We start from the raw sequence: 25,730 nt of genomic DNA on the forward strand, positions 1-25,730 counted from the left end.
GTAATGATGTAAATTATTAATATTAATCAGAAACTCTAAAGTGTTAATGTGACTGAAAAAGCCAATTTTTATGACATAAACAAGAATATATACCGTTTGCACGACGATTATCTAAAGCACGCTAGCTAGCGATAAACAGCCATCGATAGAGGATGAGCGGGATATATGCGCAGTGTTGTTTTAGACTTGAGAATTGACTCCACTGGGCGAGTCGATGAAACTGGCATGAATATTTTCATCTGGGCGATCTTTCTGGGCCGAAATCAAGTACACTGCGCTCCTTTTGTTTTATGATGAGCGTTTGGTTCGCTTGATAAGACAAACGTGACAAGCATCATTTAGGAAATAGAGCAGAATGAGCAAGGGCAAAAAATACGATTTTCGCGTGACACAGGGCGACAAAGGTTGGAAAACTGAAATCACTCGTCGCATGACATCAACTAAAACAGTTGTGTCTAAGAGCCATGATGGTTTTGCGACCGAAGCCGAAGCGCAAGCTTGGGGCTTGACTGAATTACAAGTGTTTTTAGGCACGTTAACTGAGCGCAACAAACGTCGTTCAGAGAAACAAGCTAAAGCAAAATTAGCGGCAGCATTAGCGGCTGAAGCGGCAACCGATGCCGAAGATCTTGATGAAGATGATTTCGACGAAGAGTAACACTCATTCGTTCAGTATTGTCTTATCAAGCTAGTGTGATTGTTAGGGCGCGCATGACGCGTTCTGAAACGTCACTCTGGCTATAAATAACAAAAGGCGGATCTTAGGATCCGCCTTTTGTGTTTTTGTCGCTCAACCTCTTTGAGCTTATCAACTCATTTTTCCTGTTCACTCCGCACGTTTTGGTCGATTGAGAGCCGTTATCGCTATAGTCTTGTTTTTAGCGAGTTTCAGCGTTATTGCGTATTCTATACCATTAATAAATAACGATAATTATTATCATTTGGTTTACTTGGATTCGGGTCTGTGCTCATATGTAGAGAATTCGAACACACGTTTAATTTTATTAAGGTAAGGGAACACCTATGAAACTACTTCAATCCAGTTTATTGCTGTGTTTGTCGGCTTCGGCAACCATGAGTTATGGCCAAGCCTTAGATGGAGAGGCGTTACGCTTGCTACAGGCGTCGCTAAAGGATTCGACTTTGGATGCACAAGCTCAGTTAACCAATACTAAGCGGGCATTGGCGTTAGATTTGAGCCATCAATATGCGCAGCTTGCGCCTATCTTACAGACTGAAATAAACCAGTATCAGTTGGCAGTAAATGCCGATGACATTCTGTCTCAGCATAGGCTCAATGATAATGTGATCACCAAAGCCGATGCGTCGATTCGCCGAGTGAAAGGCTTAAGTGCCAAAGCAGATTCTCTGGTGCAAGTGCGTCTGGCGGATGAAACCATGTTAACCCCATGGCAGCAAGGTGAGTCTCCTTTATTTGCCTATGAGCCCGATGGTGACGAGCGTCAGTGGGATTATATTGAAGCCTTTGATATTCATGGACAAGTGCATCAATTAGACGTGTATAACCTACCGCAGCAGCCGGTGTTTGTGGTCGGTATCGACAGTAAAAAAGCCTTTGTGGCTGGCTTAGAGGTGATGCGGGCGACATTTGCCGAAGCACAATCGGCGAAAAAAGATGGCGCGCTACTGAGCCGTGCGCAAACACAGGCGGTGGCAGACAAGCCGATTTCAACCACAGTGATCAAACAAATATCCTTAAAGGATGACCATGAGCCGTGGATTTCTGGTCGTGCCGAGATTTACGGCATAGTGACTGGGGTTGACCCGAGCCGTGAAGAACCTGTGCTCGATATCGTCGAAATGCCCTATTTAGATTATGCGGATACGACCTATTATCCGAATCAAATCATCATCCATTGGGAGCGTTATCGTTGGGCGGCTGCGGACATGATCCTAATGGAGCATGACGATGGCACTAACTATAAAGTGTTGGCCACTAAGTTGTTGGAAGCGGCGGAGCAGATCTTAAAGTCGATCCCCGATCCTGAAGCTCAGGGTTATGCGCTGATCCCACAAATCACCAATGGTATTTTAAGTGTGATGCCTGATGCTTGGTTCACCAATGACGATGACTTTGTCGACGTGTATTACACCTTACTGGAAGGGGTTGAATATCCTAACTTGAATGGCGCTAACGGTAATGCGATGACGAGCTTTGCGCCATTAGTTATCCAACCAAGGCCCTGATGAATTATTGCGGCTAAATGCAATGGCTGGAATGTAAAAGCGGATCCTAAGATCCGCTTTTGTGTTTTTATCACTTAACTTTAGGCTAAGCCATTCACCTTAAGCTTTTAGCTTGAAACTACCTTGCATAATCGCCCAGTGACCTGGGAAGCTGCAGAAGAATTGGTAAGCTTCGGTAGCGCTCATGCCAGCAGTGCTAAAAGTAATAGATGTTGATTCGCCGCCGCCCACTAATGGCGTGTGAGCGATAACGCGAGTATCACCCGCTTTAACATAGGCTGCATCAGGACCGGCACTCATACCTTCAGTTGCGACGGCTGACATATCGGCTGCCTTAGTTAGTACCCAGTTATGGCCCATAGCTGCTTTTGGCAAAGTGCCTGTGTGGGTTAAGGTTAAGGTCACTTCTTTACAGCTTGCAGGTACTGACAGCTCTTTAGTGTCAAATTGCATTGCATCAGTGGCGGCAATTTTCAGTTCACATTCGTTGGCACTCGCTTGGCTAGCGAATAATAATCCTAGGCCGATTAGGCTAGTGCTGGTCACGTTACGTAAAGCTGTGCTTTTTGCTTTCATCTGGTACTTCCTTAGTTGAACAAGGGTAGCCGAGTCCTTTTGACTCGGACATGCGCCTACCAGAATAAGCAATCTTCATTAAATGGGAATGAAATCAGCGTGTAAATTATGTATATGCAACTTTCGTTTGAGTACTGCATTCTCTGTGACTGCAAAATTCTGTAACGGCAAAATCGCTTGCGGTACACATAGACGAGCGAGTACTTAGCTGGAACCAACTAAATACTCGCGGATTATCATTAATGGCTTTGATTTATAGCTTTGATTTATAGCTTTGATTTATAAATGATAATTTAGAAAGTATGACTCAGGGCGTCTAACTCAAAGTCGCTTACTTTTTTTAGTACGAAAGCTCCTGTCGATAGGGGATAGCACGCTGTGCGCCTTGGCGAGTCACAGTAATGGCACTGGCCGCATTAGCAAATCCCACGGCGGCGGCAATCGACATGCCTTCGCTCAAGCCAACGACTAAGGCGCCGTTGAAAGTATCTCCTGCGGCGACTGTGTCTATGGCTTGCACTTCAAGCGCGGGCACTAGCCCTGTAAAACCTGGGCTGCTGATATATGCGCCGCGACTGCCTAAAGTGATCACCACAATCCCTACACCTTGCTGGTGGAGGAGCTGCGCAGCCATTTGGGCATCATCGAGATGATTTATTTCAACCCCTGTTAAGGCTTCTGCTTCTGTCTCATTAGGCGTAATTATATCTACCCACTTGAGACAGTCTTGCCCAAGTGCCGTCGCTGGAGCGGGATTTAATACCGTCGTCACACCAAGATTTTTGGCCATTTGTAATGCTTTTGCCACTGTGGCTGCAGGCGTTTCTAGTTGAGTCAAAAGGAATTGAGCATGGGAAAACAGAGCATAGTGATTTTCTAAATCATCGGGTGAAAGAGTGGCGTTGGCACCCGCAGCAACACCAATGGTATTTTCACCGTTGTCACCGATAAAAATCATCGCGGTACCGGTACTCTGCTCCGCTATTTGGCTAATTCCTTCTGTACTAATGCCATCTTTAATCCAGCTTTGACGCATATCATCGCCGATACTGTCTTGGCCGAGGTGGCAGATAAAGTCAGTGCGGGTGCCTGGTTTGGCTAAGCGCGCGCAGGCGACGGCTTGGTTGGCACCTTTGCCGCCCAGTTCGAGGCGATAATCTCGGCTCATTAAGGTTTGCCCTGCAGCGGGCAGGTACTCAAATTTCATCACATGGTCGGCATTTGCACTGCCGATAACGAGTATCTGGTTCATAGAAAACTCACTGTTATTTTCATCTGCGATTGAGATAAGTTGGATCATAGACACGTAAACTGTCTACCAGTAAATCGACAAAACCGAGTCTGTCGAGCCCAAATAGCACAGTCGCATTGGCGGGTTTGCCTGTGAGTTGATAGCGATCAACCACTGTCATGCCTAAGGTCAACTCGCTTTGGGTTTCAATCCCGACCCAGCAATCTTGTGCCTCAAACAGTTCAGGTTTGAGCAACCAAGCTATAGTACAAGGGTCGTGCAATGGCGCGCCAATGAAGCCCCATTTAGGATCTCTGTGGTAAATCATAAAGAAATCCAATAACTCGGCGACGCACTGAGCAATTGGATTTGGGATGGCGCGAATCCGTTCTATATCTTCATCCATGATTTGCGCTTGATGGGTCACATCGAGCCCGCACATCGTAATGGGAATGCCTGACTTAAAGACGATATCGGCGGCTTCGGGATCGACAAAAATATTAAACTCGGCAGCTGGTGTCCAATTACCGACATCCGCGGCGCCGCCCATCAGCACAATACGTTCGATTTTAGGGTGCAGCTCACTATGACTCGCCAGTAAAAGGGCTATGTTAGTCAGCGGCCCTGTGGGCACTAAAGTCACTGGCTGTGTGCTTTGGCGGATTTGCTGCGCCATCAGTTCAACGGCCGTTATGGCTTGTGGGCTGAAGCTAGGTTCAGGCAATGCTGGGCCATCGAGTCCTGTCTCGCCGTGAACATTGTCGGCGATAATCAGTTCACGTGTTAGCGGCTTAGTGGCACCGCCCGCGACTGGGATATCACCACGGTTTAACAGGGTTAAGATCCGCAGTGCGTTGTTGAGGGTTTTATCTGGGGTTTGATTGCCAGCGCTAGTCGTGACGGCAAGGGGAACGAGGTCTGGGTGAGCTAAGGCTAAGATCAGCGCGATAGCATCGTCATGGCCGGGATCGCAATCAAGAATGATGTGACGAGTCATACTGTTACTCCTTTAAACAGCGGTACTGGATGCTTAGAATAGCATGCCATAAGTTAGGCGCTAGCCTGTGGAGGGCACTTGCAGAGTAAACTGTGAGCATTTTCGTCTTTTTATCAACAAGCTGCTAGAATTCTGCCCATTTTTGACATTAGGCGATGTTGGGTTATTCCATTTTCGCTCTGTCTGCTGCACAACATTGAATGACATCTCCAAGCAAATACAAGGAAATAAGTAATGCTCACTCATCGAATCACTTGGCCTAAGGCTTTACTCGCGGGCATGGTTGCCATGCAGATCTCTGGCTGTAGCGAGCCTCAACCTATGGCCATTATTGAAAGCAATAACGAGTCATTGCTGCAGTTTGATAACGGTAAACTCATCCAATTTAAGGAAAAACCGAGTCCGCAGTATCGTCATATTCCCTGTGATTTACCCGCAGTAAATACCGTTGTAACAAATGATATGGCAGTGGCTGCTATCACCCCCAATGGTGATGTGGTCACTTGGGGTAATAGCTTTAGTGGCGGCGATAGTCGCGAAGTGACTGCGGAGCTTAAACAGGTTAAACAAGTCGTGCCTGTAAAGGAGGGGTTTGCCGCCCTGCGTGAAGATGGCACTGTGGTGTACTGGGGACGAGCAGGGAAACTGAGCCTCGACAAAGCCCTGCAAAGCCGTATGACAAACATCACTAAACTCTATGCCAACCGTGAGGCGGTAGCCGCACTCGATGCCAGTGGAAAAGTGCACACTTGGGGTTATGGGCCCGAAGGCGGCAATAGCCAACATGTGCAGGATAAACTGTTTGATGTCGTGGATATTTTTGCTGAAGGACGAAGTTTTACTGCTCTTAAAAAAGACGGCAGCACTGTGATTTGGGGGCAAGTTGAACGTTCAACCAATATGAAAAAGCTGCTGCCGCAGTTAATGGATGTTGTGCGTGTTGAGTATACCCAAGGGACCTATGCCGCTTTGAAAAAGGATGGCAGTGTCGTGACTTGGGGGCAGAGTAGCGATATTTACCCTATTCGCAGTGCGCTACAGGATGTCGCGAGTATTACGTCAAATAGCTGTGCTTTTGCAATCTTAAGTCCAACGGGTGAGGCGCACTTTTGGGGCAATGAAACGAACTGTGGTATCGATTGGCTCAAACAAACGGATATTAAAGGCGTGAACAGTATTGTCAGTGTTGGCACGGGATTTTTGTTGCTGCGTGACAATGCCGTACCGCAAATCCTGGTCGATGACAGTGACTACGCCTATCTATATGGTTTTCACTATGCTCAAGATATTCTTAATCGGTATTGGCAGGAGGGAAGCAAGATCACCCCAGGTTCGGCATCATTTGTATTTACCCGTCCTGACGGCAAAGTCGTGCCAGTAGGTTATAGGGCTAACCTAGACAATGTTGAGAAGCTCATAGCGCGTATTCCACGATTAACTTGGTTAGCGAGGGCGGGTGAGGGGTATGTCGGGATCAGTGAAAAGGGGGAATGGGTCTCTTGGTCGATGAATAACGAGATGTTCGCTAAATCTCCGCTACCGCCTGCCGATTCGTTGGTGATAAAGCCGCTGGATTTTACCCCTGTTGCCCAATGCGAAACGCCAGAGCAACGGCAGGTGATTCTGAGTCAGGAAAGGCCTAAACCTGAAGTGAAAATGTGGTTGTTTAGTGAATAGCACTAACCTCTTTGCCGCTATTGTGCTGATAAACGGGATATTTCCCTGTTATTCAAGTCGTGATAGTGATTATTTCTTTTAAAGTGGCAGTTAATATAACTTTTTGACTGTTTTCAGCGAAGGTTCTTCGTTAGAATGCTGGGTGTTTTCTGTTCAATTTCATGATGTCGTATTAATTATAAGTGCGATACAAGGATGATAAGTATGAAATTAGCATTGTGTTCACCTATTGGATTGTTTCAAGGTGCCAGTGTGTTATTACTCTGCAGCTTAATTGGCTCAGAGCCAGTTCAAGCCACATTAGATATAGCTCGGAGCGAAAGCGGCGCAGCTCATACCCATGTATTGCCGGTATTTGGTCAGCAATTAGGGTTCAATCTGCCTGCGGGCTGGAAGCAGGCTTATCATGAGGAGCAAGCTGGCATGTTTATGGCAGAATATGTGCCTGAGCAGGAAGCATTAACCCAGTGGAGTGCACTATTTTGCGTGCAGGGCTTTAAGGATATGGCCGAGAGTATTAGCCCTGAGCGTTTTTTAGATGCGATGGCCCAGACCTATAAATCGACCTGTGACGGCGAAGTGGTGTACCAGAAGCTCGGCGACACTGAAGTTGATGGACATGAGGGATTTAAGGCTATTTTAGGCTGTACAGCCATGCCCAATATCCACAATGTCACGCAAGTGAATCCCAAAGCCTATGCTTCAACTCCTCAAGGGGAAATTGGCTACTATACGGTTGTCAGTGGCAATAAAGATTTGTATCTACTGCATAAGTCGATGCGAGGTGCCGTTTTTTCTGCCGATAAACCACCACTGCAGGCAGATAATAGCCAAGATTTTATCTCCGCTTTAGTCCCATTCTCCTTGAAGTAGACTGTAGATGTTCGCTTGAGTTTGATGGACTTTCATCCGTATAGACGTCTATAATGCGCGCGCTCAGGCTCTATAATGTGCTGAGCCTTAAGGGAGTATCGCTGTTTTATTGATGGCTGTGCCCTATGAATCAAATTTTTAGTCAACCTTCTGAGGTGCTTGCGTGCGAAAGCCGCGAGATAATCGGGAAGCCAGTGAAATTCTGGCACTGCCCCCGCAACGGTAAAAGGTGAGAGAAGACCGCGTTTGATTGGTGTGTTCAAGACAGAACCCGATAGTCAGAATGTTAAAGGTCAGTCTCGCGTTAATTCTATTTTTACGGATTAACATAGCCTAAGTCCGGAGACCGGCCCTAAAGGTGTTTTTGAGATTTCGGTGGGCAGATCTCAAAATGCGATAGTCAATGTCAGTATCTTTTACTGAATGAACAGTATCGTGGCGCTAATGCCCCGTTTTCCTTGCAGGAGTTAAAGGTAAAATGGGAACAAATCCAACAAAAATCGCGCTGCTGATCGGTAGCCTTTGCAGTTTTTCCGTTATCGCGCCCGCTATGGCGGCTGACGCTACCAGCACAGCGAAAGTCGACGAGCATCTTGTCGTGATCGGCCGCTCTGACAATACCCCGTTAAATATTGCCGCGAATGTGAATGTGATTGACGCTGCGGCGATTGAAATGAGCGGTGCCACTAGTGTGACTGAGGTTTTACGCGGTCAAAGTGGTATTCAAATTTCGGATAATAACATCGGTACTAGTTTTGCGATGCGTGGCTTTAGTGCCAGCACTGCTGTGAATAACACGCTGATTTTACTTGATGGTCGTCGCCTCAATAATATCGATATCGCAGCTCCTAGTCTTAATGCCATTCCGCTTAACCAAGTCGAGCGCATCGAAATTTTATCGGGTAGTGCGGGTGTGCTTTATGGTGATCAAGCCGTGGGTGGGGTGATTAATATTGTCACTAAGTCCCCTGAAAATACTGGCGGCAGCGTGCAGTTATCTGGCGGTAGCTTTGATACCTATGAAGGTCGCGGTGATGTGTCTGGCGCGATCAACAAAGATTGGCGTTACTTTTTCACCGGTAGTTACAACCAAGGTGACAACTATCGCAAACATAATGCTAACGAAACCGGCTCTATTCTTGGCCGCATTCAATATAAAACGGCCACAGACTCGTTCTTCGTTGAAACCAGCTATTACGACGATGACCGTGAAAATCCTGGCTCGCTTACAAAAGATCAATTTAAAGACAACCCACGTGACTCTGGGAACGATAAGCAATATTCTCACGAGATGACCACTGCAGCGCGCACGGGTTACCAGCATCAGCTTAATCAAAATTGGGCTTTAGCAGCGGATTTAGATTATAGCGATACCTTAGTGTCTTCTTTTAATTGGGGGGCGAACAGCCATAACACGCGCTCACTGTTGATGTTTAGTCCTAAAGCGTTAGCTAACTACAGTACCCGTCAAGGTGAGCTAAACCTAGTCACAGGTTTAGACATCAGCCGTGGTAAGGCTGATTTTGACACTATGGCGCGCAGTAATGTGCAGCAAACACAAAGTGCTTACTTACAAGCCACTGTGCCATTAAGCCATACCCTAAGTTATGTTGTGGGTGGGCGATATGCGCGGGTGACCGACGAGTTAGTCGATCGCAAAGTTTATCCTAATGGTATCGATTTAGATGAAGATGCGACAGCATTTGAGTTTGGCCTAAACTACCGTCCTAGTACGGAGCACAGATTCTATCTACGTGGCGATGAAAACTTCCGTTTTGCGAAAGTGGATGAGCAAGCTTATACCCCTAAAGATGTGTTTGGCTTAAAGCCACAGACGGGCCGCTCCTATGAGGCGGGTTGGGATTGGACGCTTGCCAGCCAAACCCTGCGAGTGAACCTGTATCGCCTCGATTTAGAGGATGAAATCGTGTTCGATCCTAGCGCAGAGACACCTCCAAAAGGAGATTTCCAAGGTGCGAACGTCAATGCTGACGCTTCTCGTCGTTATGGCGCCAGTGCCGATTGGGATTGGCAAGTGACTAAAGCGCTGCAGCTCGGGCTAGAGTATAACTATATCGATGCTGAATTTACTGACGGTATCAATGATGGCAAAGAGCTATCTTGGGTGGCAAAACACACGGGGCGCGGTTATGTCAGCATGGATTTTGCTGAGCATTTCCAGGTGTTTGCCGAAGCTATCTACACGGGTGATCGTTTTATTGAAGGCAATAACGGTAACGAAGGCGATAAGTTATCTAGTTACGTGCTTGGTAATTTAGCCTTGAACTACAATCGTGATGCTTGGCTTGCCAGTCTGCGTATCGATAACCTATTCGATAAAGACTATGTTAGCGCAGGTTATTACGGTGGCCTTTGGGGTGATAGTTATTACTCTGGTCGAGGCCGTGATATTCGTTTAACCCTTGGTTATCGTTTTTAATATCTGATTATATAAGCTATTTTGCAGCCTTTAAATGAATATAAAGGCTGCTTTTGCTATTATCTATTCTTAAATTGTTTATCTTGTTCTTCTTTATTTAGCGGTTTAATACCAAGATAATATTCATAGCTATTTTTATCATTATTATCGGCAGACATCTCATTTTTATTATTAACTTCTTTCGATGTGTTGTCTTCTTTTTTTGCATACATAGTTAATTTAGGCTTAGTCTGTTTAGACTTGGTCTCCTCTGCAGCTGACTTATTCGCTATACTTTTAATCTCTTCATTGTCAGTAGCGGGTTTGTCTTCTATCTTGCCAAATTTATAGTTAAAAACAGCATTGGTTTCTACTGTTTCAATGGTTGATTTTTTCATGGTTTTGTATGATGCGACAATACCATGCTTACCTAAGGTAACTTCGGGATAAATTTTCTTACCTGTACCAACCTTTGCACCATCGACATACCAGTCTGCATCAACGTTGCTCGTAAGGGTAATCACCGTGGACTTAAGGCCCAGTTTTTCATTGAGTAATGATTCTATTTTGTTGTTATATGACGGCTTAAACGTCATGTTAACTCTATAATGCAGTTCTCCATTCATATTCATACTTGCATCAATAACCTTGTATGATAGCAGCACACTTTTATCACTAAGGAATGGATCTGAATTAATCGTGTTCTTAACTGTATATTTTTCGGTATCTTTTAAACAATCATTTATAGATTGAAATTTAGAACAGGTCATGGAGCTTTCTAGGTCAACTGACTTAACACTATCAGAACTAGATAACTCAGCAATAATACGATTAACAATTTCTTTTTTCAATGCAAAAAGCTGTGTACTTCTTTGAGTGCGTTGACTATTAACAACTTCGTATTGTTTTAATATATCTTGATAGTTTTCTTTATTTTTAATTTCGTCATCGACTGATTTCTTTTCAAGTGAATCAATGTTTTTTACTAAGGTTTCGATTCCTTTGAAGTAATTGCTCGGGTCACTTTCTGTTAAAATAGCATTGGGTAATGCCAATATTGCCTTGTTATAATTATCTTTCTCGTTTTTGATGTTTGTTAATAGTGATTCATAATCATATTCACTTTTCTTATGATTAGATAAACGATCATTTATAGATATTAACAAGTTATCAATATCAAACTTTTGTTCGATTTGGTTTACTGTTTGGTTTTCAGTTGCTGTTATCAACTCTAAGGCGTACGAGTTACTTGCACACAAGCACAACAAAGCAATGGTAAATTTACTGTATCTCACGTTTCTCTCCGATATTTTATCTGAAACAGTCAAAACTGCTTACTATTTCCGTGCTTTGAGCAAAAAACTCTACGTTTTGACCATGATACTTAAGTTGATTTTTCTTTTCAAATGGATTGTTTGTTTGCTAATTTCAAACGAAGGCATTTCCACTTTGATATCAGTTTGAAGCTGAATTGTACCCCCTTTGATTGTGTCACCTTATATTGGCAAGATTCACGAGCTCTTGATACTAAATGATGCCCATGACAGAAGAAGTGCAGCTAAAACTGTGACATCTGGCTGATGAGTAGTAATGAGCTAAAAGTCGACTATGTAGCGGGAATGCTATGCTTCAACACTGATGTTGAATTGGTCATTGTAAGTGAGAGGCATATTGCAATGAAATGCGAATGGGTGTCGCTTACCCTCGTTGTAGAAATAGAGATAAATTATTAGACGGACTGGCTCGTGACGACTTGAAGAATGGAAATGTTAAAATTGTTTTAAAACATGGGATTATATCTCCACCTCCAGCACCTTATTTGCTTCACCATTTGATGTTACATATAAGGTAGTCATTTTTTATTCTTTTCGTTAGGCTATTGTGCGACTTAGTACTGAAATTCTTTAAATTTTGGGTATGATGTGAAGAGTAACCGAATCATCTTATTGTTAATAAACAGGTGCAAAGTGTCTTATGACTGATCTTGAGCAACAGGTTTTTACTCAAGTTAGAGCTATCATAGCGAATGAAGAGCAAGTGATTGGCCGGCGAGGGATTTTAATTCCACTCAAAAAAGCGATCCTTGCTGAAGGCGACATTCGTAACGTGATCGACATCATCTCGAGTGACCCCGCATTGGCGGCGCACATGCTAATGCGCAGCAATTCCGCACAGGCATCAGGGGTGATTAACCCTAAGACTCGCTCCTTGAAAGAAGCTTTAGTCCGCTTAGGTCAAGTGAATATCTATCGCTATGCCTTTACGTTTTATCTGCAAGAGCGTCTCGATGAGCTGCCACAGCCCTATAAAAAGTTGGTCCAAGGTTATTGGAAGTTGACTGAAGATATTGCAACGGATGCGGTGGACAGTTTAGCGGATATGGAAGGCGTCGAGGTTGATGCTGACGAAGTACAAACCTTAGCTCTGTTCAGTGTGTTCGGCCAAATTATCGCGCTCACGGCCTTTGCGTATTTAAATGCTAATGCCGAACAATCATTCCCTTTAAGCGTAATTAAGTCATTGATTGATAATCAACAGCAGACATTGACGATAGAATCATTCGAAGCGTTAGATTTAGATCAGGACTTACGTCAAGAGTTTATGATTGCCCATAATTTGCGTCAGACCCGTAATTCGAATTCCCCTGGTTTAATCCTGCGCCGCGTATTGTCTATGCGTGGTCTATTGATGAATCCGCTGTAATATTTAGATGCAACGGTTTGAACGAATAAAATAACCATTTAATTCAATAAAAAAAGCCTGCATTCGCAGGCTTCTATATTAGATTTTACCGGCATTAATTTGTCTTCTGCTGGCGAGATAAACCTTCACTCGCCACTAGTTGTAACCAATTTTGGATCAAGGCTGAGTTGGCGCTATGGCGGCGATAGGCGCCAAACAAAGGGCGTTTCAAGCCTTCTTGCCCAAGCTTCACTGTGGTAAGGCTTAGGCCATGTCCTTCATTTATCGACCAGTTCGGCAGCGCGGCTATGCCGTCTTTACAGGCGATGCGTTGTAGTAACATCATGGTTAAATCACAGGTTTTTTGCTCGCCCGCTTCTATGCCTGCGGGTTCTAAAAAGTGGCGATAGATGTCTAAACGCGTCAGTGGTACTGGATAACTGATAATAGGCAAGTGTTCTAATTGCTTAGGGGTGACATAGGCTTCTTTTGCTAGAGGATGATCTTTAGCAACCACTAACTTCACTTCAAAATCAAACAAATGCTGATAAGCGAGTGAATGCCCAGGTACAGGATCTGAGGTCAGCACTATATCCAGTTCACCCATTTCCAAGGCATTGAGCGAGTCGAACAAGTGACGGCTCGACAGATCTAACTCCGCTTGGGGATAGTCTTGTCTAAATTGCTCCATCACAGGCATTAACCAGCGAAAACAGCTGTGGCACTCAATACCTACCCGCAACTGATTGGTTTCGGTTTCAAGGCCATTCTTAAGATCTGTCTCGGTTTCTAACACCTTAGGCAAAATCTCTTCCGCGAGATGAAGCAGGCGTGCACCTTCTTGGGTGAATGACAGCGGCTTACTCTTACGCACAAAAATAGGCGAGTTAATCCTTTGCTCCAACTCCTTAATTTGGTGGGAGAGTGCGGATTGAGTGACAAAACGTTTTTTGGCTGCGCCCGCCAAACTGCCACTTTCCTTCAGGGCCATTAAGGTTCGCAGATGTCTTAGTTCGATCATGTTCACTCCAGGTGAAATTCGCTCATGTTGTGCTTGAAATCAATTCGGTTGCTGGAATAGAGACTAACACAATAAACTTCTAGACGTCCAGACGCCCATTGTTATTTATCAAGGCGGAAATGTTGAAAAGTGCCGAGAGAACACAATCTGGTGGGTGCAAGTGCCGAATATGGCTTATCTCAAATAAAGGAAGATAGGGTATGCAATTAAATAGTCTTGGTTTTCCCCGTATCGGGCGTCGTCGTGAATTGAAATTTGCCTTAGAAAAATACTGGCGTGGTGAGATCACTCAAGCTGAACTGCGTGAAGTGGCGAGCGAACTGCGCCGTACCCATTGGCAGTGGCAAGTTGCTGCTGGCATCGAGCAAGTGCCTGTGGGGGATTTTGCCTTTTACGATCAAGTATTAACCCTGAGTGCGACCTTAAATGCCATCCCTGATCGCCACCGTGGTGAAGGCGCAATCGACCTCGATACCTTATTCCGTATTGCCCGCGGCAGAGCGCCAACGGGCCAAGATGCGCCAGCTTCTGAAATGACCAAGTATTTCAATACTAACTATCACTATCTGGTGCCAGAGCTGACGCAAAACCAAGATTTTTCGATTGCTTACGAGCAGTTTTTTGATGAAGTCAGCGAAGCGCAAGCGCTAGGCTATAAAGCCAAACCTGTTCTACTCGGCCCAGTCAGTTACTTGCACCTTGCTAAAACTGTGGGTCAAGAGTTCGATAAGTTAAGTTTATTACCTAATTTATTAACGGCTTATGCTGACATTTTGGCCCGTTTCGCCGCCCAAGGTGTGGAATGGGTACAGTTAGATGAGCCTGTGTTGGCATTAGAGTTAGACACGCATTGGCAAGCGGCGATGACTAAGACTTATCAAGCATTAAGCACTGCTAACGTTAGCATCCTCTTGGCGAGTTATTATGGCGGTATTGTGCATCATCAAGCCCTCGTATCTGCCTTGCCTGTTGCTGGTTTGCACTTAGATTTAGTTACTGCGCCAGATCAGCTGACTGTGTTTGCGAATGCGTTGCGCGGTGAGCAAATTTTGTCGGCGGGTGTGGTTAATGGCCGTAACGTGTGGGCGGCGGATATCGATTTGATTGCCGAGCGTATTGGCGCTGTGGCGCGTGATTTAGGCGATCGTCTGTGGATTGGCACATCATGTTCATTACTGCATAGCCCAGTCGATTTAGATGTTGAAGTCAAACTATTACCTGTGCTGCGTAAGCAGTTAGCCTTTGCTAAGCAGAAACTGTTGGAATTGAGCAAAATTCGCCAATTATTGTTGGCGCCTAATTCGGATGAAGCACAGAAAATCAGTGCTTTTTGTATCGCTCGTCGCCAAGCAAAAGCGCTGGCTGCAGATAAGCAAGTAGTTGATCGCGTTGCGGCATTAACCGCTGCAGATTATGAACGTGTCAGTGATTTCAGTGTGCGCCAAAGTGTGCAGCAGCGAAAATACCAATTACCTCTGTTACCAACCACGACCATAGGTTCGTTCCCACAAACACCTGCAATCCGCGGACTACGCAGCCGCTGGCGCAAGGGTGAGCTTAACGATGCTCAGTATAATGAGCAGTTACAGCAAGTGACCCGCGATACTATCGATCGCCAACTCAAACTGGGTATCGACGTACTCGTGCACGGTGAAGCCGAACGTAACGACATGGTGGAGTACTTTGGCGAGCAGTTAGCTGGCGTTGGTTTTAGTAAAAATGGCTGGGTGCAAAGCTATGGCTCACGTTGTGTTAAGCCACCCTTGATTTACGGCGATGTGAGTCGTCCAAAAGCCATGACGGTCGATTGGGCTGAGTTTGCCCAGAGTCTCACCGACAAGCCCGTAAAAGGCATGTTGACGGGGCCAGTGACGATTTTGCACTGGTCATTCGCCCGTGAAGATATCAGCCGCGATGCGATTGCGACACAACTGGCGCTGGCGATTCGTGATGAAGTGGTCGATTTACAAAATGCGGGGATTGGCATTATTCAAATTGATGAACCTGCCTTCCGTGAAGGTTTGCCATTGAAACAAAGTGAGTGGCAAACCTATTTAGATTGGGCGGTGAATGCCTTTAAACTCAGCGCTGCTGGCGTGACTGATGAGACTCAAATCCACACCCACATGTGTTACAGCGAGTTTAACGACACGATTGCCGCGATTGCTGCCATGGATGCTGATGTGATCACAATCGAGACGTCGCGTTCGCGGATGGAGTTGCTCAACGCCTTTGAAGATTTTGAATATCCCAACGAAATCGGCCCCGGTGTGTATGACATCCACTCACCAAATATCCCAAGTGTGGAGGCCATGGTGCACTTAATCGAGAAAGCTGCGCAGAAAGTCCCCGTGCGTCAATTATGGGTCAACCCAGATTGTGGCCTAAAAACCCGCACTTGGGATGAAGTCGAACCTGCATTGAAAAATATGGTTGATGCAACCCGCGTACTGCGTCGTCGCCTTGGCTAATATCACTGCTTGAGTGAGAGTTTTTAACTGAACTTATTGAGCTTACTCAGTAAAAAGACACCGGATGTTTATGCCTCCGGTGTGTTTTATTCGCTGCGAATAAGGGAAACGCCACTGTCTATTGGCCATGTTTAATATCAAGGTTCAATAGACGTACAGAGCGAATAACGATTCTTAGTTTAGGCTAATTAATCAGTAGTAAGCTATTGATAACCTTGTTAGATGTTAAGCATCTCGTGGTAAGCCTTTTTTGATAATACGCACCATGCGTTCAGTCTTGCGGCGTGCTTTTTGTTGTTCAATTGCTGCGATATCGGCAAGGCGCGATTGCTGAGCATTGAGCGCCCATTCGATATGTTCACGCACTATCTCATCGATATCTTCGTTGTCATTGCGAGCGTTAAGCGCGGCAATAATGCTTGGGCTTGCGGGGGCGTTACCCAGCGCGACTGCTATATTACGTAGCCAGCGTTTATGGCCAATTCGGCGAATGGCGCTGCCTTCAGTTTGCTTTAGAAATTCGGCCTCGCTCCAAGCAAAAAGGCTGAGAAGGTCGGGCTGTTTTAATTGGGGACGAATGTGGAAGTCGGTTTCGGCGGTGAGCGGCGCTTGGCGATTGATTGGGCACACGAGCTGACAATCATCGCAGCCATAGATGCGATTGCCCATAAGTGGCCTAAATTCTTCAGGAATGGCGCCTTGCAGCTCGATGGTGAGATAGGAAATACAGCGTCTGCCATCGACCACATAAGGTTCTACGATTGCACCCGTCGGGCAGGAGGTGATGCAGGCGACGCAACTGTTACAGCCTTCTTGGATTGGAATATCCACAGGCAGAGGCAAATTGATCAGTAGCTCACCTAAAAAGAACCAACTACCCGCCTCATGGTTGAGTATGAGTGAGTGTTTACCTGTCCAACCTATACCGGCTTTTTCGGCTAATGGGCGCTCGAGCACGGGCGCTGAGTCGACGAAGGGACGGAAATCGGCGGCATCGAAACCGAGCGCAACTAACTCTGCACTGATTTGATCCCCCAGCTTTTTAAGCCGAGCGCGGATCAACTTGTGGTAGTCGCGGCCCCCTGCATAACGGGAGATATAACCTAAGTTGGGATCGGTGAGATTAGTGGCAAAGCCTGCTTCGGGTGGTAAATAGTCCATCCGTACGGATATCACTCGCACTGTGCCCAGATGCAATTCTTGCGGGCGAGCGCGCATCATCCCGTGGGTGGCCATATACGCCATTTCGCCATGAAACCCTTTGTCTAGCCATGCTTGGAGTTTGGCTTCTTCGGCCGTTAAATCTGTATCGCAAATGCCAACTTGTGCAAATCCGAGTGCTTTTCCCCACGTTTTTATTTGCAGCGCAAGCCGCGACAGTGTGCTGGCATAGGATTGGTTGGGGATTTGATTGGCTAAAGTCGACATGGATTCATTGCAGTGAGGCTCTTGGCTAGGTGGCAATATGATAGCAAGTTTTCACTTGTTACGGACGAGTTTACTCAGTGAGCATGAATGAGAGGCTATTTTCTTTGGGCATATGTTTATTTGCAGCAGGGATTGAGTCTATGATTAGGTTTAATGTTTCCCGTTTGGTATCCGTATGCTGAGTGCGTTTCCCCTTAGGGCGTGTTTTCTTGCGATGAGCTTATTAGGCCTGATGCCTAATCTTGTTTTTGCAGCGCCTGATAAGTTGAAGTTAGTGACCGAAGCTTGGCCTCCCATGAGTTACGAGCAAGATGGCGTTCCCCAAGGTTTTGCGGTGGACTTAGTCAATATCTTGCAATCGAGACTGGGCCAGAGTGAAAAAATTGATGTGTTACCTTGGGCACGGGCGTATTCGATTGCCAATACTTCGGCGAATGTCTTACTTTTTGCGACGTCTATTAATGACGAGCGTGAAGAGCATTTCGATTTTATCGGCCCGATTGCAACCAGCAAAATTGCTTTGTATGCGAGAGCGGCAGATCCTATTGCACTCGATCAACTTGCCGAACTTCAATCTAAAGATATTGTGGGGGTTTATCGAGAATCTGCTGGGGCGCAGCTGTTACAACAAGCGGGCGTGGATAATTTGCTGGTGGCGAGTTTTCCGCAGCAATCGGCGAAGCAATTACTGTTCTCTCGAATTCGTTTCTGGTGCCAAGCGGATCTTGCGGTTAAGCAGATACTTGAAGAAGTGGGCGCAAGTGAGGCAGATATACGCCAAGTGTATGTCGTATCTGAGATTAATCTGTATTTAGCCTTTTCTAAAGGGACGTCGGCGGCCACGGTCACGAGTTGGCAAACAGAGCTTGAGAAAATGAAAGACTCAGGGGAATTTAGTCGTTTATATCAGACATGGTTTGGTGCTCTGCCACCGCCCTTACAGCATCAAGTGTTTTGGCATAAAAGTGTTTAACTCTCACTCGCAGCCTCATTTTTGGCGGCTTTAACACAATTTCTTCCCGCATTTTTAGCCTCATAAAGGGCGTCGTCGGCACGTTTCAGTAGGCTGGCAAAGTCTTTGTCTTGATAGGTGTTGTCACTATTGGGCTGCGGCGCTAAGGTTGCGACACCTGCACTAACGGTCAATTTGAGTTCAGCGGGTAAATCCTCTGCGCCTAGACGACTAATTTGAGCTTGCAACTGATGGGCAAGTTCACAAGCACGTTCAGCATCTGTGTTGGGTAAGAGAATTAAAAACTCTTCACCACCGATACGGCCAATAAGATCTTTATTACCCGTTAGGGCTTGACTTGCGCTTGCGATCGTCAGTAAGGCGCGATCGCCCAGCTCATGGCCGAAGTTATCGTTAATTTTCTTGAAGTGGTCCGCATCAAAGATTATCACCGAAAAAGGGCTTTGTTGTTTTAAGGCTTGCTGAAAATACTGTGCGGCTTGGGCATAAATATGCCGACGATTAGGGAGCTTGGTGAGGTAATCGGTGAGGGCTATGACCTGTAATTGGCGATTTCTCTGCACTTGTTTATACGCAAATATCGACACTATTGTTAGGATAAAGCCCGTCAATAATAAAATGATGTGTTGCAATGACTTATTCTTCTCAAGCAGCGCGAGTTCTTGTTCTTTAAGGTTTTGGTTTTCAATCAAGCGCTGATTTTCAGATTCAATCCTAGTGGTATCAAACTTCATTTTTAATTCTGTGGTTTGATGAGAGAAGGAGTTGTCATCGACTTTTTTGGTGAGGGCGACAAATTCCTGCAGTGCGCCATAGGCCGCAGGTAAATTATTCATCGCCGCATAGACATCACTTTTCAGCTGTAATAGTTGGGTGAGTCCCCGATCATTTTGCAGAGTTCGAAAGGCTTTTTCCCCTTGTTCGAGTTCAGTAAGCGCTTCTTTATAACGTGCTTGTTGAAACTTGATATTGGCCGTAAAGAGTTTCATAAAGCTATAAGCGGCATAATCTTTTTCGCTAATCACAGCTGCGGCTTCAGTTAAATATTTTTCCGCTTCATTAAGACGATGGAGTTTGATTAAGCTAAAGGCAATGTCCGTCGCCATAGTGGCGGCCACTTTTTCTAGCTGATGTTCCTTAAAGTATTGATAGCTGAGCAAGAAGTGATCAATAGCTTGTTGATGTTCACCCAGTTCATCTAAAGCCAGACCTATTTCTGAGGTGACATACATTGCCTGCTCTTGGTTATTGTTCTTTAAATAGAGTGCTTTGAGTTTATTGTAGTAACGGATTGCACTTTGGGGATCGCCATAACGTCTAAAGCTGGTGGCCATATCGGCAAGATTGATGTTAGCCCAGCCGGTTAAATTCAGTGACTCGTAGAGATCTTGTGCAGTTATCAGATCGTCTAATGCCGCAGAAAAATCGCCAATATAGGAATACAGAGCGCCGCGAAGGCTGCGTGAGTCGGCAATGAGTTTAAGATCCTCATGCTCATAGGCACGCTTAACACTGAGGTTATAGCCTTCCATTGCGCTATCTACATCACCATTTAACTGCAAAAACCAAGAATGACAAAGCATGAGGTCGGTGATGAAATGCGCGGAAGCCGTTAGTGGAATAAGGGTGAGTGTTTGACTCGTATTCTTAACTGCCTGTGCTATGTCTGTATCCGTTTCGGCACTTTGATCCCAGCATTTTAGTAGCTGTAGCTTTTCATTGCGGAGTACATCGTCGGTTGCAATCAGTTTGCTCAATAACGCAAGATCGCTGTCAATTGCTTCGCGGGTCATGGGCTCACCGCTTTCAAGTCTTTCAAATATTTTATCAACCTGAGTCTTTTCTTCTGCCATAGCGAGGCTGAGCGGCAGTAAGAGCAGCAACAAAAAAAATGATAAGTATCGGAATGGACGTAGCAAAAAAGGTTTCCTGTTCGCATTAAAATCAATAGCTAATAATCAGCTTAGCATAACTTGTTTGTTCATTTTGAATATAGATGTATCGCAATTTTGCATTCGGCTAGCTATCAAGGTATAAACTTCGCCTTGGAAATCATCCTAAAAAAGGAATCACCCTTGAAAAAATTACTTTGTGCTGCCCTACTCATGATGAGCGGCACTAGCTGGGCGGGCTCAGATTTAGAAACCTCGGGCGATGTATTGCATTTATTGCTCCCCGCAACGGCAATGGGTGCGACGTTATTTTATGAAGACGGTTACGACGGTAGTTGGCAGTTAATTCAGGCGGCAGTATCGAGTCGATTAATTGTTGAAGGCCTAAAATATGGCGTGAGTAAAGACAGACCCGACTGTAGTGGCGATGATTCGTTCCCATCGGGTCATACCTCTGACAGCTTTATGGCGGCGACGTTTATTCAGCAACGTTATGGCTGGCAGTATGGTTTACCCGCCTATGTCGTGGCATCGTATGTTGGCTATACCCGAGTGGCGAGCGATCAACATTACCTAGAAGACGTGTTAGCGGGTGCTGCAATTGGCGCACTAGCGGGTTGGTATTTTACTCAGCCCTATGAAGGAATTACTGTCACACCGATAGCAGGTAACGGCGTTTATGGTTTATATGTGAGTGGTCAGTTTTAAGTCTATTTTTTGAATGAATGTTAATCGAGATTTTTTATGAGTGAATTATCAGCTGTTTACCGTGAAACTGCCGAGCAGATTTCTTACAATGTTGCGAATAAAGTGCTGCCAATGGCAAAACTTCCGGATGGATTATTGGCTGCATATCAAAGCCTGTGCGCTGAACTGTTGGAAGACAGAGAGGGCAAATTTAGCCAAGCTTGGGCATCTTTGCCTGCTAGCGCGCGTAATCTCATGGAGCAAGCCGCATTCCATGGTTTTTATATCGCGAATGCTTGGTTGCAGTTGAGTCGTGTTGCCCAAGAGATTTCTGAGCAGGCCGATACCGATGGTGAAATCCAAGAGCAAGAATATAACGGTATTTTTACCCGTTTAGCCGATGAGTCGCTCAAAGAAAGTCTACGCAAATTGAAAAAAGCCCGTACCGATCGCTCTATGCTCAATAGCTTTAAACAGGTGATGGCGCCTTAGTTTTTATTGAAATAAGCGCTGAGTCTGAAAATTAAAAAGCCCGTCACTTTGCAGTGACGGGCTTTTTGCTGGCACAACCCCTTAGCTAAAGCTGCGTTGCCACGACTCAAGTCGCGGCAACGCTATGCTTAGAACGAAGTGCGTTTGTAGCGGCGATATTCTGGACTCCAGAAATTGCCTTCAATTGATTGTTGTAAGATTTCATCGCTCATTGGCAGCGTTAAACCTTGTTCAACTGCGACTTTACCTACGGCGAAAGCGATGTGTTTACTGACCGCGTGGATATCTTCCAGTTTAGGTAATAATGGGCCGCTACCGTCGATTGCCAGTGGCGAGCATTCTGCAAGTGCGCGGCTTGATGCCATTAACATGGCATCGGAAACGTGGCGGGCACCAGAGGCTAAAACACCTAAGCCAATACCAGGGAAGATAAAGCTGTTGTTACACTGGGCAATCTCAAAGGTTTCACCATCAACCACAACTGGCTCGAACGGGCTACCCGTGGCGACTAATGCTTGACCTGAAGTCCAATGCAAAATGTCTTTTGGTGTCGCTTCAACACGGCTGGTTGGGTTAGACAGTGGGAAAATAATCGGGCGGGCACAATGGCTGTGCATAGCGCGAATAATTTCTTCGGTGAATAGACCCGGTACGCCAGACACGCCAATCAGCACGGTCGGCTTAGTGTTGTTAACCACATCCAATAATGAAATATTGTCGCTGAAATTACTCCAGTTTTGGATATTGGTGCATTTCTGCGCCAATTTTTGCTGGAATGGCAACAGGTTAGGCATGTTGTCTAACAATAAGCCCCAACGGTCAACCATGCACACTTGAGTGCGAGCTTGCTCGTCGCTGATCCCTTCGGACACCATTTGCGCCACGATAGCTTCGGCGATACCGCAACCCGCGCTACCCGCACCAAGGAAGGCAATACGTTGTTGATTTAATTCAGTACCTGCAGCTTTACAAGCGGCCAGCAATGAACCGACTGCAACGGCAGCGGTACCTTGAATATCATCGTTAAAGCAGCAATAGCGATCTTTATAACGCTCTAAGATCGGCATGGCGTTCTTTTGGGCAAAGTCTTCGAATTGGATTAAAGTGTCTGGCCAACGTACATGTACAGCTTGCATAAAGGCTTCGATAAACTCGGCGTATTCTTCGCCACCGATGCGCGGATGGCGCCAGCCCATATACATAGGATCTTCTAATAACTGCGGATTATCTGTGCCTACATCTAAAGTGATAGGCAGAGTATAAGCCGGACTGATGCCACCACAGCTAGTGTAGAGTGACAACTTACCGATAGGGATCCCCATGCCGCCAATACCTTGATCGCCAAGACCTAAAATACGTTCACCGTCGGTAACAACGATGATTTTAACTTTTTGGCGAGTCGAGTTATTGAGAATGTCATCGATCCTATCTTTGTTCGGATAAGAGATAAACAAACCACGGTTGCGGCGATAGTTTTTCGAGAAACGTTCACAAGCCAAACCTACCGTCGGCGTATAGATGATAGGCATCATCTCGCTGATGTTATTTTGCACTAAACGATAAAATAAGGTCTCGTTAGTGTCTTGGATATTACGTAGGTAAATATGCTTGTCTAAGTCGTTGTTGAAACTTCTAAATTGATCGTAGGCGCGGGAAGCCTGCTCCTCAATTGTTTCAATGGCATAGGGAACTAAGCCTTCGAGGTTAAAGAAAATACGCTCTTCTTCAGAAAATGCACTGCCCTTGTTAATCAGCGGGGCTTCAAGAATGGCAGGTCCTGCAAACGGAAGATAGAGGGGGCGTTTATTATCGTCCATGGGTAACCTTTTGAGTTATTGTTTAAGTGGTCAATACGTGCTGTAAGTCACGTAAGGTTATCATGAAATGTGATCTTTGTTGTCCGTGGAACGAGGTATTTGTGGTTTTTTTTGCAGCAGTAAAAAAGTCCGCTGTTTTAAACAGGATTTATGAGGTACTTCAGATGGAATTGTTATGCTGTTGTTTATGCCTAAGCAACTTTAGGCATAGCTTAAATTGGATATAAAAAAACGCAGCCTAAGCTGCGTTTGATGTGACAAACTTATGTTTTGCGTTATTCACCGCGATACTTAAGTGATAAGCCGCGAATAAAGTTACGCAGGATTTGATCGCCACACTCTTTAAAATTCTTATGATCCGGATTGCGGAACAGCGCACTCAGTTCTGATTTTGACATTTGCACTTCGGCTAGAGCCAAGGCTGCAACTATGTCTTCTTCACGCATTTCGAGGGCCACTCTGAGCTTTTTGAAGATTAAGTTATTGTTTAAACGTGATACTGGCGCTGGGATTTCTGCACCTTCACGTAGGCCACGCTTTTCGATGATAAGGCCGTCTAGGAACTGACATAAAGTGGTGTCATTACAGGCTTTGTAACCTTCTTCCTCTTCTTTGTGCAGTAGAGCAATGATCTCTTCTGTCGGCACTTCTCTTCCAGCTTTGGCAAAAATTTTAATCATTTTGGCATTGTTGAAATCAAACACGAAGCGCAAACGGCGCAAAATATCATTATTAATCATGGTCATCTCTTGGCGCGGCTGCGCTGTCTGGTTTAAGAGGCGGTATTATATACCCAAACCGCCTCAAAAGCAGAATTTAGCAGGAATTTAACGCAGCGTAGCGAATGCTATTTATGACTTTGGCATAAATAGCTGTCATGCCATCTTAGCAATCAACCTTTAATGACGTTGTACCAATAGATAAACAGTGCCGCGAAAATCAGCAGATAACTCAGGCCAAACCAAGAGAGTAGTTTCATCTTAGTGCCATACCTATCGGCTTCGGGGAGCTGTTTGCTGGTCATTAAGCGGTAGTTCAACCAAGCAAAAATGACTGTGGTCATAAAGGCCAAAATCATCACAAACTCAAGTAGCGGCAACAGTGCGCCTTTAAAGAAGAGGATCAGCAATAAGCCAAAGGCACTGATGGCGAGCATGATCCCTGTGAGGCGTTTGTCTGAACTGGCCTCTGAGGTGAGTAATTGCCAGCCCATATCTAAGGTGCGGCTGTAGCCATCGATAACGGTTACTGTGGTGCTAAAAATACAGAGAAAAGCCACAATCCCAATAAGATAACGACTTTCACCACCCATCACTTGGCTGTAAAGGTTGATCAATTGATTAGCAAATTGTGCGCCCGAATCGGAAAAGTGCTCACCACTGCCGTGCATCACTAAGGCGCCCAAGGACAGAAACACGATCGCGAGGATCGCGGTGATGATGTAGCCTAAGTTAAAGTCGAGCAGCGCCTGCGCTTTTGTGACCGTCTGGCTTTTTTGTTTTTCGAGCAACCAGAGGGAATTCCAAGCGCTCACTTCAATCGGTGCCGGCATCCAGCCCATCATGGCGACCAGAAATCCCACATGGGCCCATTGCCAAGGTGAGGGAGAGACAAAATTGCTCGCTAATGGCTGAGCATGATCCCAAGCTAAGGCCACAGCAATCAAGGTAGTAAGGGTTAGGGCGAACATGATGATCTTAGTGAGTCTATCGAGTAGTTGATAATGGCCTAAAATCAGCAAAGCCAATGAACTCAGCAATACCAGCAGGGCTAACCAATCGATGGGAAGCGGAATAAATTGGGTCAACATGGCGGCGGTGAGCATGCAAACACCCGCAGTGCTAGCGACGGCGGCGATCACATTCAGTCCAGTAAATAGCAGCAAATAACCTCGGCCCTGTTTGAGGTAACCGTGCAGTAAACTCTCCCCTGTAGCAGCTGTGTAGCGTGCACCAGCGGCAAAGAAGGGATACTTAAGTAAATTCACCCCTAAAATGACCCAAGCCAGTTGCCAGCCAAATTCGGCGCCGGCACGAGTCGAGGCGACTAAATGCGATGCGCCAATCGCCGCTGCGGCCATAAGCACACCGGGCCCCATAGCTTTAATGCCAAGCGTCAGGTGTGCCATCCAAGAGGATGAAGGGGAGGTTGTCGAGGATTCAGTCATGTCGTTATTAAAAGTACCTGTTGAAAATTAATCTGGGGAATCGAACAAGCCCTTATGTTAAGGCTGCGCTCATGCTAAAGCTGTGCTAACGCTAAGTGAGTGGCTCAACATTAAAGGGA

General features: G+C 45.7%; 20 protein-coding genes and 1 riboswitch. Of the genes, 10 read left to right on the forward strand and 10 right to left on the reverse strand.

Annotated elements, in window-relative coordinates; genetic code table 11:
• Nucleotides 1-355: 355 nt before the first annotated feature.
• Both MO387_RS13650 and MO387_RS13655 read left to right on the forward strand, forming a co-directional pair.
• A complete protein-coding gene (locus MO387_RS13650; protein WP_006080221.1) occupies nt 356-658 on the forward strand; it encodes a DUF3622 domain-containing protein in 303 nt (100 codons plus the stop codon).
• Nucleotides 659-1,023: 365 nt separating this feature from the next.
• Nucleotides 1,024-2,208: a DUF3103 domain-containing protein gene (locus MO387_RS13655; RefSeq protein WP_107949143.1), complete on the forward strand. Its 1,185-nt coding sequence runs from the start codon at nt 1,024-1,026 to the stop codon at nt 2,206-2,208.
• Nucleotides 2,209-2,307: 99 nt separating this feature from the next.
• Here the strand turns inward: MO387_RS13655 and azu are convergent, their stop codons facing one another.
• The 3 genes from azu to rihA form a co-directional block, all read right to left on the reverse strand.
• Nucleotides 2,308-2,784 carry an azurin gene (gene azu, locus MO387_RS13660; protein ID WP_106651603.1) on the reverse strand — a complete coding sequence of 159 codons (477 nt, stop codon included), beginning with the start codon at nt 2,782-2,784 and terminating at the stop codon, nt 2,308-2,310.
• Nucleotides 2,785-3,124: 340 nt separating this feature from the next.
• The gene (gene rbsK, locus MO387_RS13665; RefSeq protein WP_107949140.1) at nt 3,125-4,036 is read right to left on the reverse strand and encodes a ribokinase; all 912 of its coding nucleotides are present in this window, start codon (nt 4,034-4,036) and stop codon (nt 3,125-3,127) included.
• A 19-nt stretch (nt 4,037-4,055) separates the two neighbouring features.
• Nucleotides 4,056-5,012 (reverse strand): pyrimidine-specific ribonucleoside hydrolase RihA, encoded by a 957-nt coding sequence (gene rihA, locus MO387_RS13670; RefSeq protein WP_107949138.1) that lies wholly within the window; start codon nt 5,010-5,012, stop codon nt 4,056-4,058.
• A 234-nt stretch (nt 5,013-5,246) separates the two neighbouring features.
• Here rihA and MO387_RS13675 point away from each other — a divergent pair, with 234 nt between their 5' ends.
• The 3 genes from MO387_RS13675 (at nt 5,247) to MO387_RS13685 (ending at nt 10,002) form a co-directional block, all read left to right on the forward strand.
• Nucleotides 5,247-6,689, forward strand: coding sequence for a hypothetical protein (locus MO387_RS13675; RefSeq protein WP_107949136.1), 1,443 nt, complete (start codon nt 5,247-5,249; stop codon nt 6,687-6,689).
• A gap of 204 nt (nt 6,690-6,893) precedes the next feature.
• A complete protein-coding gene (locus MO387_RS13680; protein ID WP_107949135.1) occupies nt 6,894-7,562 on the forward strand; it encodes a hypothetical protein in 669 nt (222 codons plus the stop codon).
• A gap of 136 nt (nt 7,563-7,698) precedes the next feature.
• Nucleotides 7,699-7,932, forward strand: a riboswitch (cobalamin riboswitch).
• A gap of 108 nt (nt 7,933-8,040) precedes the next feature.
• The gene (locus tag MO387_RS13685; protein WP_107949133.1) at nt 8,041-10,002 is read left to right on the forward strand and encodes a TonB-dependent receptor; all 1,962 of its coding nucleotides are present in this window, start codon (nt 8,041-8,043) and stop codon (nt 10,000-10,002) included.
• A 59-nt stretch (nt 10,003-10,061) separates the two neighbouring features.
• Here MO387_RS13685 and MO387_RS13690 read toward each other — a convergent pair whose 3' ends face one another.
• The gene (locus MO387_RS13690) at nt 10,062-11,276 is read right to left on the reverse strand and encodes a hypothetical protein (protein ID WP_107949131.1); all 1,215 of its coding nucleotides are present in this window, start codon (nt 11,274-11,276) and stop codon (nt 10,062-10,064) included.
• Nucleotides 11,277-11,955: 679 nt separating this feature from the next.
• Here MO387_RS13690 and MO387_RS13695 point away from each other — a divergent pair.
• Nucleotides 11,956-12,684 carry an HDOD domain-containing protein gene (locus MO387_RS13695; RefSeq protein WP_063883536.1) on the forward strand — a complete coding sequence of 243 codons (729 nt, stop codon included), beginning with the start codon at nt 11,956-11,958 and terminating at the stop codon, nt 12,682-12,684.
• Between the two features lie 94 nt (nt 12,685-12,778).
• Here the strand turns inward: MO387_RS13695 and MO387_RS13700 are convergent, their stop codons facing one another.
• Nucleotides 12,779-13,684, reverse strand: coding sequence for a LysR family transcriptional regulator (locus tag MO387_RS13700; protein WP_107949129.1), 906 nt, complete (start codon nt 13,682-13,684; stop codon nt 12,779-12,781).
• Nucleotides 13,685-13,884: 200 nt separating this feature from the next.
• Here MO387_RS13700 and metE point away from each other — a divergent pair, with 200 nt between their 5' ends.
• Nucleotides 13,885-16,155: a 5-methyltetrahydropteroyltriglutamate--homocysteine S-methyltransferase gene (gene metE / locus MO387_RS13705; protein ID WP_107949127.1), complete on the forward strand. Its 2,271-nt coding sequence runs from the start codon at nt 13,885-13,887 to the stop codon at nt 16,153-16,155.
• 225 nt (nt 16,156-16,380) lie between these two features.
• Here metE and queG read toward each other — a convergent pair whose 3' ends face one another.
• Entirely contained in the window at nt 16,381-17,583 is a 1,203-nt protein-coding gene (gene queG / locus MO387_RS13710) for a tRNA epoxyqueuosine(34) reductase QueG (RefSeq protein WP_107949125.1), read from the reverse strand.
• Between the two features lie 175 nt (nt 17,584-17,758).
• Between queG and MO387_RS13715 the strand changes: the two genes are divergently transcribed.
• The gene (locus MO387_RS13715) at nt 17,759-18,556 is read left to right on the forward strand and encodes a transporter substrate-binding domain-containing protein (RefSeq protein ID WP_107949123.1); all 798 of its coding nucleotides are present in this window, start codon (nt 17,759-17,761) and stop codon (nt 18,554-18,556) included.
• On the opposite strand, the gene MO387_RS13720 is transcribed toward MO387_RS13715, so the two are convergent.
• A complete protein-coding gene (locus MO387_RS13720) occupies nt 18,553-20,409 on the reverse strand; it encodes a diguanylate cyclase (RefSeq protein WP_325050854.1) in 1,857 nt (618 codons plus the stop codon). The genes MO387_RS13715 and MO387_RS13720 overlap by 4 nt on opposite strands.
• 222 nt (nt 20,410-20,631) lie before the next feature.
• On the opposite strand from MO387_RS13720, the gene MO387_RS13725 reads away from it, so the two are divergent.
• Complete coding sequence (locus tag MO387_RS13725; protein ID WP_107949119.1) at nt 20,632-21,156, forward strand: phosphatase PAP2 family protein; 525 nt, start codon at nt 20,632-20,634, stop codon at nt 21,154-21,156.
• Nucleotides 21,157-21,192: 36 nt separating this feature from the next.
• Complete coding sequence (locus tag MO387_RS13730) at nt 21,193-21,627, forward strand: DUF3069 domain-containing protein (protein ID WP_006084096.1); 435 nt, start codon at nt 21,193-21,195, stop codon at nt 21,625-21,627.
• A 128-nt stretch (nt 21,628-21,755) separates the two neighbouring features.
• Here the strand turns inward: MO387_RS13730 and MO387_RS13735 are convergent, their stop codons facing one another.
• The 3 genes from MO387_RS13735 to MO387_RS13745 all read right to left on the reverse strand — a co-directional run bounded on the left by MO387_RS13735 (nt 21,756) and on the right by MO387_RS13745 (nt 25,611).
• A complete protein-coding gene (locus tag MO387_RS13735; RefSeq protein WP_006080238.1) occupies nt 21,756-23,444 on the reverse strand; it encodes an NAD-dependent malic enzyme in 1,689 nt (562 codons plus the stop codon).
• 275 nt (nt 23,445-23,719) lie between these two features.
• Nucleotides 23,720-24,184 carry a DUF1456 family protein gene (locus MO387_RS13740; protein ID WP_006080239.1) on the reverse strand — a complete coding sequence of 155 codons (465 nt, stop codon included), beginning with the start codon at nt 24,182-24,184 and terminating at the stop codon, nt 23,720-23,722.
• Nucleotides 24,185-24,336: 152 nt separating this feature from the next.
• On the reverse strand, nt 24,337-25,611 hold the full coding sequence (locus tag MO387_RS13745) for an Nramp family divalent metal transporter (RefSeq protein ID WP_107949117.1): 1,275 nt from the start codon (nt 25,609-25,611) through the stop codon (nt 24,337-24,339).
• Nucleotides 25,612-25,730: the final 119 nt, after the last annotated feature.

The organism is Shewanella sp. N2AIL, assembly GCF_022690845.1.
GTDB classification, from domain to species: domain Bacteria; phylum Pseudomonadota; class Gammaproteobacteria; order Enterobacterales; family Shewanellaceae; genus Shewanella; species Shewanella baltica.

Coding starts and splice junctions, on each gene's coding strand:
- metE (WP_107949127.1), top strand. CDS start 13,885: ATGCAATTAAATAGTCTTGGTTTTCCCCGTATCGGGCGTCGTCGTGAA.
- MO387_RS13655 (WP_107949143.1), top strand. CDS start 1,024: ATGAAACTACTTCAATCCAGTTTATTGCTGTGTTTGTCGGCTTCGGCA.
- MO387_RS13730 (WP_006084096.1), top strand. CDS start 21,193: ATGAGTGAATTATCAGCTGTTTACCGTGAAACTGCCGAGCAGATTTCT.
- rihA (WP_107949138.1), bottom strand. CDS start 5,012: ATGACTCGTCACATCATTCTTGATTGCGATCCCGGCCATGACGATGCT.
- queG (WP_107949125.1), bottom strand. CDS start 17,583: ATGTCGACTTTAGCCAATCAAATCCCCAACCAATCCTATGCCAGCACA.
- rbsK (WP_107949140.1), bottom strand. CDS start 4,036: ATGAACCAGATACTCGTTATCGGCAGTGCAAATGCCGACCATGTGATG.
- MO387_RS13680 (WP_107949135.1), top strand. CDS start 6,894: ATGAAATTAGCATTGTGTTCACCTATTGGATTGTTTCAAGGTGCCAGT.
- MO387_RS13735 (WP_006080238.1), bottom strand. CDS start 23,444: ATGGACGATAATAAACGCCCCCTCTATCTTCCGTTTGCAGGACCTGCC.
- MO387_RS13695 (WP_063883536.1), top strand. CDS start 11,956: ATGACTGATCTTGAGCAACAGGTTTTTACTCAAGTTAGAGCTATCATA.
- azu (WP_106651603.1), bottom strand. CDS start 2,784: ATGAAAGCAAAAAGCACAGCTTTACGTAACGTGACCAGCACTAGCCTA.
- MO387_RS13650 (WP_006080221.1), top strand. CDS start 356: ATGAGCAAGGGCAAAAAATACGATTTTCGCGTGACACAGGGCGACAAA.
- MO387_RS13715 (WP_107949123.1), top strand. CDS start 17,759: ATGCTGAGTGCGTTTCCCCTTAGGGCGTGTTTTCTTGCGATGAGCTTA.
- MO387_RS13700 (WP_107949129.1), bottom strand. CDS start 13,684: ATGATCGAACTAAGACATCTGCGAACCTTAATGGCCCTGAAGGAAAGT.
- MO387_RS13745 (WP_107949117.1), bottom strand. CDS start 25,611: ATGACTGAATCCTCGACAACCTCCCCTTCATCCTCTTGGATGGCACAC.
- MO387_RS13740 (WP_006080239.1), bottom strand. CDS start 24,184: ATGATTAATAATGATATTTTGCGCCGTTTGCGCTTCGTGTTTGATTTC.
- MO387_RS13685 (WP_107949133.1), top strand. CDS start 8,041: ATGGGAACAAATCCAACAAAAATCGCGCTGCTGATCGGTAGCCTTTGC.
- MO387_RS13720 (WP_325050854.1), bottom strand. CDS start 20,409: ATGGCAGAAGAAAAGACTCAGGTTGATAAAATATTTGAAAGACTTGAA.
- MO387_RS13675 (WP_107949136.1), top strand. CDS start 5,247: ATGCTCACTCATCGAATCACTTGGCCTAAGGCTTTACTCGCGGGCATG.